This is a genomic window from Rickettsia akari str. Hartford (assembly GCF_000018205.1).
Taxonomy (GTDB): domain Bacteria; phylum Pseudomonadota; class Alphaproteobacteria; order Rickettsiales; family Rickettsiaceae; genus Rickettsia; species Rickettsia akari.
In genome coordinates this window covers 666,360-682,558 of record NC_009881.1, presented here as the reverse complement: position 1 = coordinate 682,558, position 16,199 = coordinate 666,360, and the positions used below count along the sequence as shown (strand labels likewise).

Genomic DNA, 16,199 nt, shown 5'->3' with positions numbered 1-16,199 from the left:
GATTCCATTAAAACTATTTTAAAAAAAACTAGGTGATATACTATCAAAATCTTCAAATATTATGTCCATTAATTTTGGTTTTCATTGATAATCTTTAACTAGTAGATTAGCATTAATTTTCTTAACTTCCTGTAACCATTTTCATGCAGTATCTTCCGAGCATATAGCATCAACAAGCTTTAACTTTAAAGCCTAACGACCTGAATACACTCGTCCGTCTGCGAGCTTTTTTACTTCTTAGATAGGAAGATTACGCCTCTCTGAAACAAGTTCAAGGAAAAATCTATATTTTCAATAACAGCTACCCGCACTGCTGCCGTCAGTTTTTCAGTAGGATTTGGGACAGCTTTTAATGCACCTTATTTGAAATTATTAAACTTAATCCCCAATTGGATGTTTGTAGTATTACACCGATTGAACCCGTAATAGTGCCGTTATGGCTAATAATATAATCGCCTCTGAGAGAGGTTAAATAACCTCCGCTTGCAGCCATTGTTCCCATAACGATTACTACCGGCTTTTGCTCGGATATTTTACGTAAGATAGTATAAATTTTTTCAGAGCCGACTACCGCCGGGAGAATTTACGTTAACTATTAACGCTTTAATATGAGAAGCATCAATTATTTTTTTTGAGCTTTTTATCACGCTTTTCGTCTTCAAGAATTATTTCGTCTATTAAATATGTAAGCTATATAGTCTTCATTAATATTAATAGGTAAAACCTCTTTTGGAGCAAAATCTTTACCAACTAGTAAGAATATGATAGAAATTAAAATAATAGCTGCTAGTTTCCAAACTAACAAACGAGATTTTATTTGTCTTCTTTTACAAACCATTCTTAGGGCGTTCAGGACTCTTCATCATCTCAAAAAATTCATTATTGGTTTTAGTATTTTTAAGTTTTTTGAGTAAAAATTCCATTGCTTCACTGCTACCCATTGGGTCGATAATACGGCGCAGAACCCACATTTTATTTAATATTATTTTATCTACTAATAAATCTTCTTTTCTAGTTCCTGATCTCGTTATATCAATAGCCGGATAAATACGTTTATCAGCAATCTTACGATCTAGAACTATCTCGGAATTACCTGTACCTTTAAACTCCTCAAAAATTACCTCATCCATACGAGAACCGGTTTCAATTAAAGCCGTACCTATTATAGTAAGCGAACCGCCATTTTCGATATTTCGTGCTGCTCCAAAAAATCTTTTCGGTCTTTGTAGTGCATTAGCATCAACACCGCCCGTTAATACTTTACCTGATGACGGCACTACGGTATTATAAGCACGAGCTAAACGTGTTATCGCATCTACTAAAATTACTACATCTTTTTTATGTTCTACTAAACGTTTTGCTTTTTCGATAACCATTTCTGCAAGCTGCACGTGCCTACTTGCTGGTTCATCGAAAGTAGAGCTAACAACCTCTCCACGCACGGAACGTTGCATATCGGTTACTTCTTCAGGTCTTTCATCTATTAACAGTACTATTAAAAATACTTCCGGATTATTGGTTGTAATTGCATGTGCTATATTTTGTAATAATACGGTTTTACCTGTACGAGGTGGTGCTACTATTAATGCACGTTGTCCTTTACCCATGGGTGCAACAAGTTCAATAACTCGTGTACTAAAATCCTTACTATCTTTACTATTATTTTCAAGTTCTAATCCTAATTTTTCATCAGGATATAATGGAGTTAAATTATCAAAATGAACACGATGATAAGCTTTAGAAGGGTCTTCAAAATTTACTCTATTAACTTTCAGCAAAGCAAAATAACGTTCTCCGGCTTTTGGAGCTCTGATCTGACCTTCTACAGTATCACCAGTACGCAGACCAAAGCGACGAATCTGACTAGGAGAAATATAAATATCATCAGGACCTGCTAAATAATTTACTTCTGGCGAACGTAAAAAACCAAATCCGTCAGGTAGTACTTCAAGTACCCCTTCTCCCACTATTAAACCTCCCTGCTCTACAGATTTTTGTAAAATTGCAAAAACTAATTCTTGTTTAAGTAATGAATTAATATTTTCAATTTTTAATGCTTCTGCTTGAGCTTGTAGTTCCTCAGGTAATTTACGTTTTAATTGTTTTAAATTAATAACATTACCGTTCTCTGTAAAATTATTATGACTGTTATTGGATCCGATATTGTTAAGTTCTTCTGTAGATTCTTTATTAGTTGTGTTCATTATCTTATTATTAATAGATTATAATTGAAAAGTTGAGTTAGCAATTAAGTTTAAAGGTAAGTAATATACTTATTTAAAATTAGGAATCAAATTAGATTTTTAGAAAATTTTATGTATTCTTGTGGTTTGAAGAATTATTTATCTTGTTAGCTTATAAGAGCTGTTTTATGTATGTAGAGGCATACTAACAACGTAATAGCACGTTGTCAACTCAAATCGTCATTGTATGCAGGTATTGTTGCATAGACCGGTAAAAACTCACTGTGTCATCCCGTGGCTCGACCACGGGGTCCATAAAAACAATAAAAGTACTAATCATTTGATTATTTTCTTGGATACCGTGTACAAGCCTCGGTATGACATCAAGGACATTTGGATAAACCAATCCACGTATACTCTACAAATCCTTTGATTTTAATAATAACACATTTGCATTAAGTAATGGAGTGAAAACGTTTTTCACTTCGTTTAATAATGCTTCATTGCTTATTTCTTGGTTTAGTTCGCTACGTACCGCATCAAATATTTCTCTTAAACTTTTCTCTTCTACCATATATTTAAAAATATATTTCGTGCTTCCAAATATATACATTGAGATATTAACATTGTTTAATATCCCATTATTAATAGTAAAATTAATAGCATTATTTACTGGTGAAGGATTAGATTCCAAATGCTCGTAAATTTGTTTAGCACAATTGGCAATATTATGGAAGTATGGTATATTATCAAGGTCCTCAAGAGAGGCTACACTATCTTTTTGGTTAGATACGTAAAATGAATGTTTAATAATATTACCGGTAAGTATTTCGGAAATTGCTTCTCTAGTTACTTTATCCATCTTTTGAACTTTTTGCAGAAGTGAAAAATCTTTTATATAATTTGCCGGTCTTAATAAAATTTTTTCTAAAGGATCAAGATAGTCAACAAAATTTAAGCCAGCTTTTTCTACGAATTCATATAACTCAGGAACGGAATAGGCTCTATCCTGTTTGTGCAGGAACATGTCATAAACTCCGACGTCACCGAAATTTTGGTAATCTGAAAATAACTCCCAACCTCTTTTATACCAGTTAGTAGCAGGCAAATTATCTAGAATTAGCTTCCCGTTCATTACTTCTTCGACACGGTTTTTAGTATCTTTATTTATCATTTTCATTAAATCCTGAATTTGATAAACACCGGTACGTCCGTATTTAGCATATACCATTAAACCCATACCGCCGGTTGGCTTTAAAGAATCTTTTAGATTTTTTAAACCTTCATCGGGATTTGCTAAATGATGCAGCACACCGGTACAATTTATATAATCGAATTTTCCAAGTTTTAAATTAGGTATATTTAATATTGAATCATTAATCCATTTAATATTTTTAAGTCCTCGTACTTCTGCACGTTTTTGTGCTACTTCCATGCTGGGTTTACTAAAATCTAGATATATTATCTCGGCATTTTTTTTATCTTTTAACTGCTCGGCAAGATAAATAGTTGAATCACCAGTGCCGCCACCCGCTATTAAGCATCTAAAATTATTATCAAAATTTTCTTTTCCTTTATATAGAAAATGGTTTAATTCTCCTAAGAACTCACCGCAAATTGCAAGTAAACGTTCTTTTTCTTGATTTGGGTCTCGGAAAGGATATGGATAATCTTGATAATGCTCTTGTACTTCTGCTAAGTCTTGAGAAATTTTTGTTTTCTTTGAATCGTTCATCAATATTATTATTTTTAAAGTTATTATTATGTAATCGTTTATCTATTTTCGGCTTTGTTGCATGGATCGGCTTCCCATCATTGCAAGGAAAAACTGTAAGTTTTAACGAAGCAATCCAGTAAAAAATTCTGATTTACAGAATTTTTTTATTATTTTTTCTAGATTGCCGAGTGGCCTACGGCGCCTCGCAATGATGGTTCAGGTATCCATGTGTGCAATGTTATTTACTCTCTAAGAAGTATATCTTTTATAATTAATTGAATAGTATAATTATCTTGCCAATTATTGGTTTTTAACGTTCCTATTGCGGCAATATTTTTTGCTTTAGGGCTTAATAAAACATCTTCAAATGAAGTTCCTACCGAATTAAAAGCAATAGCAGATAAGGCTTTATTACCAAAGCTTCGCTTATTTGGAACCAGCATACATTTAATGTGCTTACTTCCAACGATATATGCTTTTAATACAAATAAATCATCGAATTTAAATATAGGCTCATGATTTCCTTGACCGAAAGGCTCTAAAGTGTTTAATTCCTCCATTAAATGGAAATTCACACCATCAACCGTTAAATCAATATCATATTCTGCATGCTTATAATTTTCTAGTGTATTTATACTAATTCTAAAAGCATTATTAAAAAAATTCTGCAATTCCTGTAATTTTTCAGCAGTTACGGTAAAACCTGCAGCCATAGCATGACCTCCGCCTGCTATTAGCAAATCTTTGCTTTTAGCATTGATAATCTCAGCACCGAAATCAATACCTAAAATAGAACGGCATGAAGCTTTACCAATCCCGTCATTTAAAGCCACAACCGCTACCGGCTTATCAAATTTTTCTTTTAATCTGCCGGCAACAATTCCTATAACGCCTGGATGCCATCCTTCTTTTACGATAAATAATAAACTACTATCTTGTTGAGTTAAAGCAATTTCTGTTGCCTCTTCTATCATTAATAACTCAATTACTTTACGCTCATTATTATGTTTTTCGAGTTCTTCAGCTAATTTACTTGCTTCATTAGAACAACTAGTAGAGAGGAGATTAGCCCCCAAACTTGACTTTCCTACTCTGCCGCCTGCATTGATACGTGGACCTAAAATAAAACCTAAATGATAACATTTCGGTATTTCATTAAGTCCTGCCATATCATATAATGTTTTAATACCAATATTTTGTCGTTGTTGCATTACTTTCAAACCGCTTGAGACAAATGCACGATTTAAGCCTGTTAATGTCATCATATCGCAAACAGTACCAAGAGCCACTAAATCTAGATATTTCATTAGATTAGGCTGAAGCATTGTTTGCGTGAAATAATTTTGTTTCTTTAAATGCGATAATATTGCAGTTGCAAATAAGAACGCAACTCCTACGGCGGCCAAATGTTTATATTCGCTTTTTTCATCAATACGATTTGGATTGACTATCGCTACTGCATCCGGTAATATTTCCGTAGCTATATGATGATCGATTACTATAACATCAAGGTTAAGGTCTTTTGCGTATTTTATGGCTTCGTATGCCATAGCACCGCAGTCAACCGTAATTAATAGTTCTGTATCTTTATCTTTAATTTTTTGCATAGCAAAAGGAGTCGGACCATATCCTTCAGCTATACGATCAGGAACATAAATATCACATATTATATTTAAATCTCTAAAGACATTTTTAAGTAAAGCAGCTGAAGTAGCACCGTCTACATCATAATCGGCAAAGATACATATTTTTTGATTATTTAAAATAGCTTTAACGGTTCTATCTACAGCCTTTTTCATATCGAGTAGATGAAAAGGATCAGGTAATAAATTTTTGATTTTCGGTATCAAAAAATTTTCTACTTCCTCTAGATTATTTACTCTTAATGATACTATCCTAGCAAGTAAATCACTAATTTTGAAACTACGACATAACTCGGTGACTATATCTTCGTGAATCAGTTTCTGCTGCCAGATTTTACCGTTTATAGATGTTTGTGTTTTCATTTTACATTGTCATACCGTGGCTTGACCACGGTATCCATCTTTTTATACTAAAAATATCTCGGTGTTATCTAATTCGATTTATCACTGAATCCAATTAAAAATGCCAAAATAATTTGGTATACTTTAAATGGTTTTTACTGGATGCTGTGGTCAAGCCATTGCATGACATCGCATCTATATCTCTGAAAGTTTTTTAGCTTCATCCTCTGCAATTAAAGCTTCAATAAATTCATCTAATTGTCCGTTTTTAACTACTTCGTCTATCTTATAAAGTGTTAAGTTTATTCTATGGTCGGATACTCTTCCCTGTGGGAAATTATAAGTACGTATCCGTTCCGAACGATCTCCCGAACCTATCTGCCCTCTTCTACTATCGGCTCTTTCTTGTTCCTTATTACGTCGTTCTTCTTCATAAATTCTAGCACGTAGAATTTTTAACGCCTTTGCTTTATTTTTATGCTGCGACTTCTCATCTTGTAATGCTACGGTAATACCGGTAGGGATATGGGTTATACGTACGGCAGAATCGGTAGTATTAACGTGCTGTCCACCAGCCCCTGAAGCTCTATAAGTATCAATTCTTAAGTCTTTATCTTCAATTTTAATATCAACCTCTTCAGCCTCAGGAAGTACTGCAACTGTTGCTGCCGAAGTGTGAATACGTCCTTGTGATTCCGTTTCCGGTACTCTCTGCACTCTATGAACGCCCGACTCAAATTTGAGCTTAGAGAATACATCTTTGCCTTTTATCGATGCAGATGCTTCTTTATAACCGCCTATGCCAGTATCGGAAATTGCTAATATCTCGAAACGCCATCCTTTTAACTCGGCGTATCGTTGGTACATATTGAAAAGTACGGCAGCAAAAAGTGCTGCTTCTTCTCCGCCGCTTCCTGCTCTAACTTCAATAATAGCACTTTTACTATCCGCATCATCTTTCGGTAATAACGCAATTTTTACAGCTCTTTCAAGTTTTGGTAACGAATTTTCAAGGATATGTATTTCGTCTTCAATCATTGCTAAAGTTGCATTATCAAATCCCAGTTCTAGCTTAAAATTATTTGCTTCTTCAAGCTCAGATTTAGCTTTATTATATTCTTTAATTTTTACTACAACATCTTCAAGTTCGGCATATTCTTTAGATGCCTTAACAAATTCGTCTCCCATAATGCCGGAAGATAATTTTTTGCCTAAATTGTCATATTTATCTAAAATTTTTGCTAAATTATCTGAAAAACTCATGTTATTTTATTTTGATTATTGTCATACCGCGACTTGAGCTCGGTATCCATCTTAACACACTATAACATTAGTATTTTAAGTTGTGTTTATGGATCCCGTGGTCAAGGCCACAGGATGACACAGAGCTGAAATTGATCCACAGGTGCAATGCTCGCAATGACGACTTATATCAACATCAAAGCTGGGCTTTCTATAAATTTCTTAAATGCTGCCAAGAACTCAGCACCGACTGCTCCGTCTACTACTCGGTGATCTGCAGAAAGAGTTACATCCATAATTGTTTCTATAGTTATTTGATCATTCTTGACTATAGCACGTTTTGCACTGGCTCCGACGCCCATTATACAACTTTGCGGTGGGTTAATTATAGCATTGAAATTTTTCACACCGTACATACCGAGGTTAGAAATTGTAAACCCTCCGCCCTGAAATTCTTCAGGGGTTAATTTGTTATCTTTTGCTTTCTTTATTAATTTTTTCATTTCACGAGATATCTCTATAATGTTTTTTTGATTGGCATTTTTAACTATCGGTGTAACAAGCCCGTTCTCAATCGCTACCGCTACTGAAATATCGACATTATTGTAATATCTAATCGCATCTTCCCTCCAACTAGCATTGGCATTTGGTACTGCTTGTAAAGCTTTGGCTACTGCTAAAATAATAAAATCATTAACCGATATCCTTGTTGCTTTATCTTCAGAAAAAGATTTATTAATATCTTCTCTTATATCTAACAATTTATCAACATTACATTCTATAGATAAATAAAAATGCGGAACTGTTTGTTTAGATTCAAGCAGACGCTTGGCTATAATCTTGCGGATATTATTATTTGGTACTAAACGATATTCTTCAGGATTTCTACTAACTATTTTATTATGAACAGTGCTAGGAGTATATGATAAGACATCTTGTTTGACTATTCTACCGTGCGGACCACTACCTTTCACGCTCTCAAGTTTAATATTTCCCATTTTTGCAAGTCTTTTTGCAAGAGGTGAGGCGAATATTTTACTAGTATCATGTTTTATCACTGCTACCTGTTCTTCTACCTTAGCTATATTCTCGTGGTGTTTTGGAAGGTTAGTATCTGGTTTCGGTGACGGTGATACATTATTATTTTTTGCAATAAACGCATCAATATCCGCTTTTTCTTCTCTTGCTTCACTTAATACGGCAATTAAAGAGTTAACAGGTACATTTTGACTATTTTGTGGGATAACTATTTTGGCAAGTATACCTTCATCTACTGCTTCTACTTCCATCGTGGCTTTATCGGTTTCAATTTCGGCAATCACTTCCCCAGGATTAACTTTATCCCCTTCTTTCTTTAACCACCTAGCTAGATTGCCTGCCGTCATAGTCGGAGATAAAGCAGGCATTAAAATTTTAATCGGCATAATTTGTTTAGATTCGATTTTTTATTATTGTTGTTCTTAACATTATTGCGAGGAGGCGTTGTTGTATGGCTCTTCTATGTCATTCCTGCGTAGGTAGGAATTTAGTAAAACATATAAAAATAACTTTTTTTATATGTTTGTTTTATAAAATATGTAACTTCTATATTAATAGTGAAGTTATTTTGCTGGATCCACGCCTACGCGAGAACAAAATCGAGTAGGTTCTACCGATCCATGTAACAACAGCCACGTAGCTCATAATGATTTGAGTAGCTATCACACCTTAATATCAGGGCTAACTATCATTATCATCTGCTTACCTTCCATTTTAGCATGCTGATCGATTTTAACGAGTCCTTCGAGTCCTACTTCTATACGTTTAAATAGTTCTTGACCAACTTCTTTATGAAGAATTTCTCGTCCCTTAAACCATAAAGAAATTTTTACTTTATCTCCGTCTTTTAAAAATTCTTTTATTTTTCTTAGCTTAGTTTCAAAATCACCTATACTGATATTAGGTTTAAATTTCATTTCTTTAAGTACGACGACTTTTTGCTTTTTGCGTGCTTCATGTAAACGCTTTTTGCTTTCGTACTTAAATTTACCAAAATCTAGAATTTTACAGACAGGGGGTACAGCATTTGGTGATATCTCGACTAAGTCAAGACCGACTCTTTCGGCCATATCTAATGCTTCCCTAATATTTACGACGCCGTGCATTTCGCCGTTTTCGCCTACTAGACGAACTTCTCTAGCTCTGATTTCTCTATTAGCCTTAGGAAAATTATTTTTAGAAATAAAGTTGCTCCGTATTATGTTTATAAATAAATATATATTGCATTTAACTTATTTTATTTAAAATTACAAGTAAATAAAATATTTTGTCTTTAATTTTATTTAGAAAGTTTTAAAAAAATTGAAACTATAAGGCAAATTCCAAATATTAATAAACAGATTCGTGTTAATTTAGCGACTCTTTCCTGTATTTTCAAGTTTTTTAGGTCTATAGCATGCTTATGAGATTGTTCTTTTTGTGCCATATGAATTAATTCCTGTAAAGTACCGGGATAAATACTCTCATATTCACTGATTAAATCAATTGGCGGTAATATATGTTCAAACTTTTTACGGTAAAAATTATTATCAGGCTCATTGACACTAAAAGTCTTAGCATAACCTTTGTTTAATCTATTATTTTTGTTAAAAAAACGTTTAGTATCTTTCATATTCCTTTTTTATTTTTTGAAATGCATATAATACATTACTTTCAACTATTCTAAAATAATCCATTAATTGCATTTCTTTTTTTTGCTGTTGTTTGGAGCTTTTCATATTTATTATATTCTTTAGCTCTGCATATACTAGTTTTATAAAACTTTGTTTCATTGATTATACTAAATTTATAAAGTCTTTTTTTGGTCTTAGTGGTGTACCCCTGAAGTTTATAACATTATTAAATTTATTGCAACAGCTTATAAAATTTTTATCACATCCGGCAATAATGTTTACTTCCTCTGTATCTTTAGCATAATCTTGTATAATATCGTCTAATATAATCAAATCACTGACATTGCTTAGAACTGTACTGCTAAAATGATTTTTGCCGAATATAATTCGACCTCCGTCATAATAGCCGTTTTCTTTATCTTTAAACTTGCCTTGAGCATTTCTTTAACATTATTATATATACCGCTATATAAAGCTTTATCTATTTGGCATTTACTATTTCCGAAAACGGCTTTACATGTTTTGCTATATTGATTAATTATAGTCTGATTATATTTTACCGTTTCAGGTTTTAAATATATTTTAAAGTTTAAATCATATTGTGTATATGAAGTGCAATAATATGTAACGAAATGCTCAAAAAGCTTGTCAGTATATATTACGATTTTAACAATAGAATTATTTAAATCCATTGTCGTCATAATGCAGTTTTCTTCAAAATACCCTTCCAAGATTATATGATTTTGTGCAGAATTGTTAAATTCCGCTTCTTTGACATCTAAACCGGAATTCGGTAAAAAACTCTCTCCTCACTTTTTATAGCATGATCACTATTTGTTAAGTTTAATTCCTCACCGCTAGCTAGCTTAATTTTAAAACAATAAACAAAATTAGAGAGCTTTGTTATTACTTCTTCAATGGCAATACTAATATAATTACCGCCATAAACTCTATGTTGGGTAATTCTATAGAACCGTCATTACAATGATAATATGCAAAACTATCTATACTAAATCTAACCGCTACGTCAGAAGTAAAATCAGCATTTAAAGTTGTATCTTGTCCTAAAGGCTTCGGTAAGGTTACATTCCCGCCATTATAATCGACTATACCCATAGTCCTTGCGTTATTAATATATAGAACTACACTATTATTCTTAACCTGTGTAGTAATTACTCGTTCGTAAGGAGCAATAGCATCGCTATATATCTTCTTTAGCTGAAATTTATTTAAATTGCCGTCACCTCTAGCGATCATTCCGTTAGTTACTTTATAATAGGCATAATCCCTAAATCTAAACGCAAAATTACTGCCTCGTCTTGCTTTAAAGTAGCTATTACATTGCTCAAATTTAGTACTGCTTAACTTTGCATTGTTGATTAAATATTTTTGACAGCCATAGTTGTAGTCTAAATGTCTTGCTTCTAGACCTGATTTAGTTATAGCATGAGAAGTAGACAATTACGGCTTTCCGACCGCAAAACTTAAATTCCGGCATGCGTATATCGTGAAAATTCATTTTTACAAGTTTTTCTTGATTGCCACATGACCAAATGTCGCTCGCAATGACGACTTGGATATCCATACAGACCACACCTGTCACGCTACTAGAACACAGATGGCTTTTCAACAACGCATGATAATTCATTACCAGTTTTGTATTGACTAAATCTTTGCTAGCTTGCAACTCTATTTTATTTGCTTTTATCCATGCAACATTTTCAAATGAGTAATGTTCTATTTGATCGCTTATTTTACTAGCAAGGCTTAGAGCAATATTACGATTTTTATCATTAGTAAAAATACATCTTTCAAATTCCAGCTGTATTATATTTTGTACATTAGTAGATACATTATTAACATTCAATATATTAATAAGTAAGAACGGACATTTTGCATCCTGAACAACGGCAAAATATATTTTGTTAATCTTAGTGTTTATTTCATTATCGTTTATAAGTAATTTATACAAACTGAGCCGAAAATTATAGATAAAATCATGATACATATATTTCCAACGCTACTATATTTAAAAATTTGCTTTTTGCTTCAACATTAATAATCCGTTTAATTTCAAATTTCCGTTCTTTAAAAAATACGCATTTTAGTAGTGATATTTTTAATAAATCTTATTTTAAATATAAAATACCTTTCCGTTATTATATGTCTGAAGCTTATATTTTCTAGAGCAAGGAATTTACTATCGCATAACGCCATAATTTCGGCATAGCATATTAATTTCTATACCAATCCATACACTATCCTGTGATATTTTCTAAAAACTTAATTTGATGCTGAAAATTTTTCACGACTGTTTTTTTTGCACATGTTTACCTTTCAAATTATTTCCGTCATTGTGAGGCAAAACTGTAAGTTTTGACGAAGCAATCCAGTAAAAAATTCTGATTTACAGAATTTTTATTATTTTTGTTGGATTGCTGCGTCGCCTACAGCTCTTCGCAATGACTACTTCGTATCTACACAGGAATAAAAACTGTATTTCCTAAATTTGTATTAAGCTGCTCCTTGCCAGCAACAGAATGCTTCTTTTAATTTTTGGTATAATCTATCTATAATCTTTATATTTTTAGGTGTTTTTATTAGTTCATTTTTTATCTTGGTGATTCATTATTATTTTATCCCTTTATTTTTTAAGATATGGTGGATAGCAATTTTTTATAATTCAAAGCAACAAGTGTTAATATTGTCACTCTTTGTATTACCTATGACTTATGTACTATTTCCCTCTCGATTGAATTAAGTTAATTCAATCATAGAAAAATCAACGATTTCATTATTAAGTTCTCTACAGGTTCTATTTCTACTAGTAAGTTGCTAATCTCCTGGTAGGTCACGATTAAATTTTTCTATTAATGGTTCTAAGTAGGCAGTGTCTTTACGAAAGTAGGAAATTGCAGGATTCTATGCACTTTTAGTTTTATTGAGAAAGTCCACTTTTTCTACTATTAATTTTCAAATATGTTATAGTTATCTAATTTAGCACTTTCCGGAACTTTTATATTTGATAATTTATAATCCGTGATACTTACTAAATAACCATCTCAAGGCATTGCAAGGTTAAGATAATCTTTATGGTAAAAATCATTAACTACGAAGCAAGCCTCTAATTTTCCAAGTATTATTGCTTCTTGTAAATATTTTATAGATTCAATAAATTTCTTTTGTATCGCATCATTAATTACTTTTTTATCTTGATACAAGATTATAGCACCGGAGTATAATGCTACTCCTTTAGTATATAGATACTCAGCAGTTAATAATTGCTTTGGAGCATTTTTACCAACAATTATGATTTTTTCTAATGTAATTGCGTTCATAATTCATATCCCTATAATATTACAATAATTATCTCCTGAGGTTATTATCTCATCTTCGTCTTCAGGTATTAAGGATATAAGCTCTGAATAATTTTCTGGTGCATGTAGACATGACAGGCTATTAAGAGGTATTTATACATTTTTCATTCTCAAATTCTCTTCCAATTAAGACAATAATATCTCTAAATCATGTTATATTCGTATTTTGAAGTTCATGCTAAGGCATTTTTTATTACTTCGTCATATAGTTCTATTAAACCTTTAAATGCCTTATTATTACCGGTAAATAACGCACATTTAAAAGTTTTTGCAATTTTTAAGAAATTTTGTGTTAAAGTACAAATATTATCGTGAGCAAGACTTTTAAATTTCTCATACGCATTTGTTAAAAATGCCTGAGACGCATAACTGGGAGCGCTGTTCTATTGGGGCATATATTTATTACCTTGTTAAATTAGAGCTTAAGTATAGGTGAACAAAAATTAAATCTACAATTTAAATTTAGTAATTTTTTTTGCTAAAAAGAAAGTTCAGCAGTGGAAAAAGAGATTATTTTTTTGGAAGGTAGTTGCAATATTATTCTACCAGTATTATCGATATCTTTAAAAAGACCGGTTATTATATCATTTTGATGTTTGACGCTAATATTTTCATGTAACTTGTACGCATGTTCTAACCATTTTTGTCTAATAAAAGAAAAACCGTTATTATGCCAGATTTGATAATATTTTTCAAAATTTTCTATTAATTTTTGAAGTAAAGCTTGCGTCTCTATAGGCGGTAGATTTTCGCTTATTAAGCTAGTAGTAGGCTGGTCGATATTATCAGGGTGATATGTAATATTAATACCGATACCGATAATAAGGTAATAATTATTTTCTATTTTAACAGATTCAAGAAGTATACCGGCAATTTTCCGACCGTTCACGAGAACATCGTTAGGCCATTTTAGTTGTATAATGTCATCCCGTGGCTTGACCACAGGCTCCAGAACACAGCTTACAGTATCATTAGTTGTTGGTTTACTGGATCCCGTGGTCAAGCCACGGGATGACATACAATCATAAATGGCAAGTGCTGTAACAAAAGATAATTGCGGTAATAATGCTAGCTCTTTATCAGGCTTTATTAGTAAACTTACATGTAAGTTACCCGACCTAGACTGCCAGTTTTTTCCGTTTCTACCACGTCCGTTAGTTTGAGATTTGGCTAGTACTGCATAGTTTGAATCAACTTTAGCATTCTGAACTATTCTCATAGCCTCAGAGCTTGTACTGTCTAGTGTATCAAAAACAATTAGTTTAAATTTACCTATGTTCATTTTTTAGTCATCGTTATTGCAAGAAGAATTACACAGTAATTCGACAAAGCAATCCAGTGAAAAATTCTGATTTACAGAAATTTTTATTATTTTGTCTGGATTGCTACGTCGCTTTGCTCCTCGCAATGGCAATAATTATCCCATACTTGCATTACTTCTAGCCACAGTATTACTATGTTTGCTTTGAATTTTCGGTGCTTCGCTTTTACTTTTAGTTATAAAGCTTTCTAAATCTTGTTGAGTAAATTCAAACTTAGTAATATTTTCATCAAAGGTTTTAGTTTTATCAAATAGTACATCTTTATTTTTATCTATTCCAAGTACTTCAATAAAACTATCTTTTATTTTACTTGAAGTAGCGGGATCGTTTAAGTTATGCAGCAACGCTTTCAATGAGTTTGTATCGGTTTTAGTGTATTATTATGACTAGTTGCAGCAATAATTACATATTCTTTAAGCTTTTCATTTAATGCTTCAGTTTTACAAAATGATAATAACATTTTTGCTTTATCATCATGATTTTCAATAACTCCTTCTTGCCATTTAGAAGTATTATTATTTTTGTTGACGGAATAAACATTTCTAATAATTTGGTTCCAAAAGTTTTATGTAGATTTTTATTATCATAAACTTCATAAACATTTAGTAGAAATTTTTGATGTTCAAATGTTTTATCTGCTTCTTTGCCAAGGTCATGATTATTCAAATGTTCTCTAGTTTGACAATATCCTTTAATATGCAAATAATCAGAATATTTTTGTGCATCTTTGAAAGTCAAAGTATCTATTCCGGTAGTATCTAAAACAACAATGTTTAAAGCATTGTCATGTAACTGCTCATTAATTCCTCTTAGAGTTTCGGTATATTTAAATTTTCCTCATACTTTTGCAAGAGTCTTAAATAATACATCAGCTAAAAACTTTACGATATTACGTGGGCTTTCAAATTTTTTTGCACTATATATCGCAATATTTGCATTAGCTTCCATACCTGTGCCAAAAGCCATAGCTAGAGTTCAACATTGCTTTTTAGCTAAGGTAATTTCCTTCATATTATCAGTTACTTCTTTTGTATCCAATTCCGGTCCATTGTCTTTAAAATATTTGGTCGGTACATTATCTCTATATCCACCGTCTACATATTTTTTACCGTCAATTTCTACCGGCTCAAAAACAAGTGGTATAGGAGCAAAAGCACGGCAAGCTAAAGCAATGTCAAGATTTGGCGTATCAAAGCTATTGAACATAGTTAGTTCACTTGTCTCTTTCTGCGTTGATGTAATTACTAAATCCTTATACTGCACTGGATCGTATTGTCGCAGTAACGCTACATCTTTAAAATATATTTTACCGTCTTTTTGGTTGTATCATTCTCTTAATTCATCAAGAGATCTATCATCTTTAACATTTATTATATCTGATCTCTATAAAAAATTTCCTATATTTTCTTTAATAACAATTTCTAATATATCATATAAAGATTTACCATCTTTATTTAACTGTACTATACCCGCAGAAAACTATTTTGTCCCAAGCAAAGTTTGCAGATGTGTATTTTTAGACATTTCTGCAAATCGCTCAGGTGATGTTCCGAGAGCTACCAATGCTACAGTTACAGCACCGGCGGAAGAACCTGCTACCGCCTTGACATTATCTAAAATATTGGTTTTTTTGCTGCCTCATAAGTTCCGGAATATATTGCTCACTTAGCTCCACATACACTAAAGGCTATATATGCGATAAGAGTTTCTTGAGTCTATTTA

Annotated in this window: 14 protein-coding genes and 4 pseudogenes; 1 reads left to right on the top strand and 17 read right to left on the bottom strand. The window is 32.2% G+C overall.

The genetic code is table 11. The annotated features are described in order from the left end of the window. Positions 1-18: 18 nt before the first annotated feature. The 15 genes and pseudogenes from sppA to A1C_RS03320 form a co-directional block, all read right to left on the bottom strand. Positions 19-838: pseudogene (sppA, locus tag A1C_RS03375) on the bottom strand (signal peptide peptidase SppA). Continuing rightward, positions 828-2,204, bottom strand: a complete 1,377-nt coding sequence (gene rho / locus A1C_RS03370; RefSeq protein ID WP_012149663.1) for a transcription termination factor Rho — start codon at positions 2,202-2,204, stop codon at positions 828-830. Before rho ends, sppA begins: the two are co-directional and overlap by 11 nt. A 397-nt stretch (positions 2,205-2,601) precedes the next feature. Further along, on the bottom strand, positions 2,602-3,918 hold the full coding sequence (locus tag A1C_RS03365) for a class I SAM-dependent methyltransferase (RefSeq protein ID WP_012149662.1): 1,317 nt from the start codon (positions 3,916-3,918) through the stop codon (positions 2,602-2,604). 64 nt (positions 3,919-3,982) lie between these two features. Next, positions 3,983-4,113: pseudogene (locus tag A1C_RS09500) on the bottom strand (zinc ABC transporter substrate-binding protein); the annotation flags it as partial. A 29-nt stretch (positions 4,114-4,142) separates the two neighbouring features. Continuing rightward, positions 4,143-5,906 (bottom strand): single-stranded-DNA-specific exonuclease RecJ, encoded by a 1,764-nt coding sequence (gene recJ / locus A1C_RS03360; RefSeq protein ID WP_012149661.1) that lies wholly within the window; start codon positions 5,904-5,906, stop codon positions 4,143-4,145. Between the two features lie 174 nt (positions 5,907-6,080). Then, positions 6,081-7,148: a peptide chain release factor 1 gene (prfA, locus tag A1C_RS03355; protein ID WP_012149660.1), complete on the bottom strand. Its 1,068-nt coding sequence runs from the start codon at positions 7,146-7,148 to the stop codon at positions 6,081-6,083. Between the two features lie 164 nt (positions 7,149-7,312). Next, the gene (locus A1C_RS03350; RefSeq protein ID WP_012149659.1) at positions 7,313-8,551 is read right to left on the bottom strand and encodes a pyruvate dehydrogenase complex dihydrolipoamide acetyltransferase; all 1,239 of its coding nucleotides are present in this window, start codon (positions 8,549-8,551) and stop codon (positions 7,313-7,315) included. A gap of 276 nt (positions 8,552-8,827) precedes the next feature. Continuing rightward, on the bottom strand, positions 8,828-9,313 hold the full coding sequence (infC, locus tag A1C_RS03345) for a translation initiation factor IF-3 (protein WP_232279133.1): 486 nt from the start codon (positions 9,311-9,313) through the stop codon (positions 8,828-8,830). Positions 9,314-9,444: 131 nt separating this feature from the next. Continuing rightward, on the bottom strand, positions 9,445-9,777 hold the full coding sequence (locus A1C_RS03340; RefSeq protein ID WP_012149657.1) for a DUF2335 domain-containing protein: 333 nt from the start codon (positions 9,775-9,777) through the stop codon (positions 9,445-9,447). A gap of 163 nt (positions 9,778-9,940) precedes the next feature. Beyond that, complete coding sequence (locus A1C_RS06915) at positions 9,941-10,162, bottom strand: phage BR0599 family protein (protein ID WP_232279132.1); 222 nt, start codon at positions 10,160-10,162, stop codon at positions 9,941-9,943. Then, a complete protein-coding gene (locus A1C_RS03335; protein ID WP_157211900.1) occupies positions 10,126-10,479 on the bottom strand; it encodes a hypothetical protein in 354 nt (117 codons plus the stop codon). Before A1C_RS03335 ends, A1C_RS06915 begins: the two co-directional genes overlap by 37 nt. Positions 10,480-10,485: 6 nt before the next feature. Further along, positions 10,486-10,709 (bottom strand): annotated as a pseudogene (locus A1C_RS09260) (hypothetical protein); the annotation flags it as partial. Then, positions 10,685-11,221 (bottom strand): phage distal tail protein, Rcc01695 family, encoded by a 537-nt coding sequence (locus tag A1C_RS03330; protein ID WP_052290667.1) that lies wholly within the window; start codon positions 11,219-11,221, stop codon positions 10,685-10,687. The gene A1C_RS03330 and the pseudogene A1C_RS09260, both read right to left, overlap by 25 nt. Further along, entirely contained in the window at positions 11,214-11,750 is a 537-nt protein-coding gene (locus tag A1C_RS09495; protein WP_232279080.1) for a hypothetical protein, read from the bottom strand. Before A1C_RS09495 ends, A1C_RS03330 begins: the two co-directional genes overlap by 8 nt. Before the next feature lie 1,090 nt (positions 11,751-12,840). Continuing rightward, positions 12,841-13,116 (bottom strand): hypothetical protein, encoded by a 276-nt coding sequence (locus A1C_RS03320; RefSeq protein ID WP_012149650.1) that lies wholly within the window; start codon positions 13,114-13,116, stop codon positions 12,841-12,843. 189 nt (positions 13,117-13,305) lie between these two features. Between A1C_RS03320 and A1C_RS08110 the strand changes: the two genes are divergently transcribed. Next, entirely contained in the window at positions 13,306-13,470 is a 165-nt protein-coding gene (locus A1C_RS08110; protein WP_012149649.1) for a hypothetical protein, read from the top strand. Positions 13,471-13,633: 163 nt separating this feature from the next. Here the strand turns inward: A1C_RS08110 and A1C_RS03315 are convergent, their stop codons facing one another. After that, positions 13,634-14,437: a biotin--[acetyl-CoA-carboxylase] ligase gene (locus A1C_RS03315; protein WP_012149648.1), complete on the bottom strand. Its 804-nt coding sequence runs from the start codon at positions 14,435-14,437 to the stop codon at positions 13,634-13,636. 135 nt (positions 14,438-14,572) lie between these two features. Further along, positions 14,573-16,177: pseudogene (locus A1C_RS08610) on the bottom strand (patatin-like phospholipase family protein). Between the last annotated feature and the right edge of the window lie 22 nt (positions 16,178-16,199).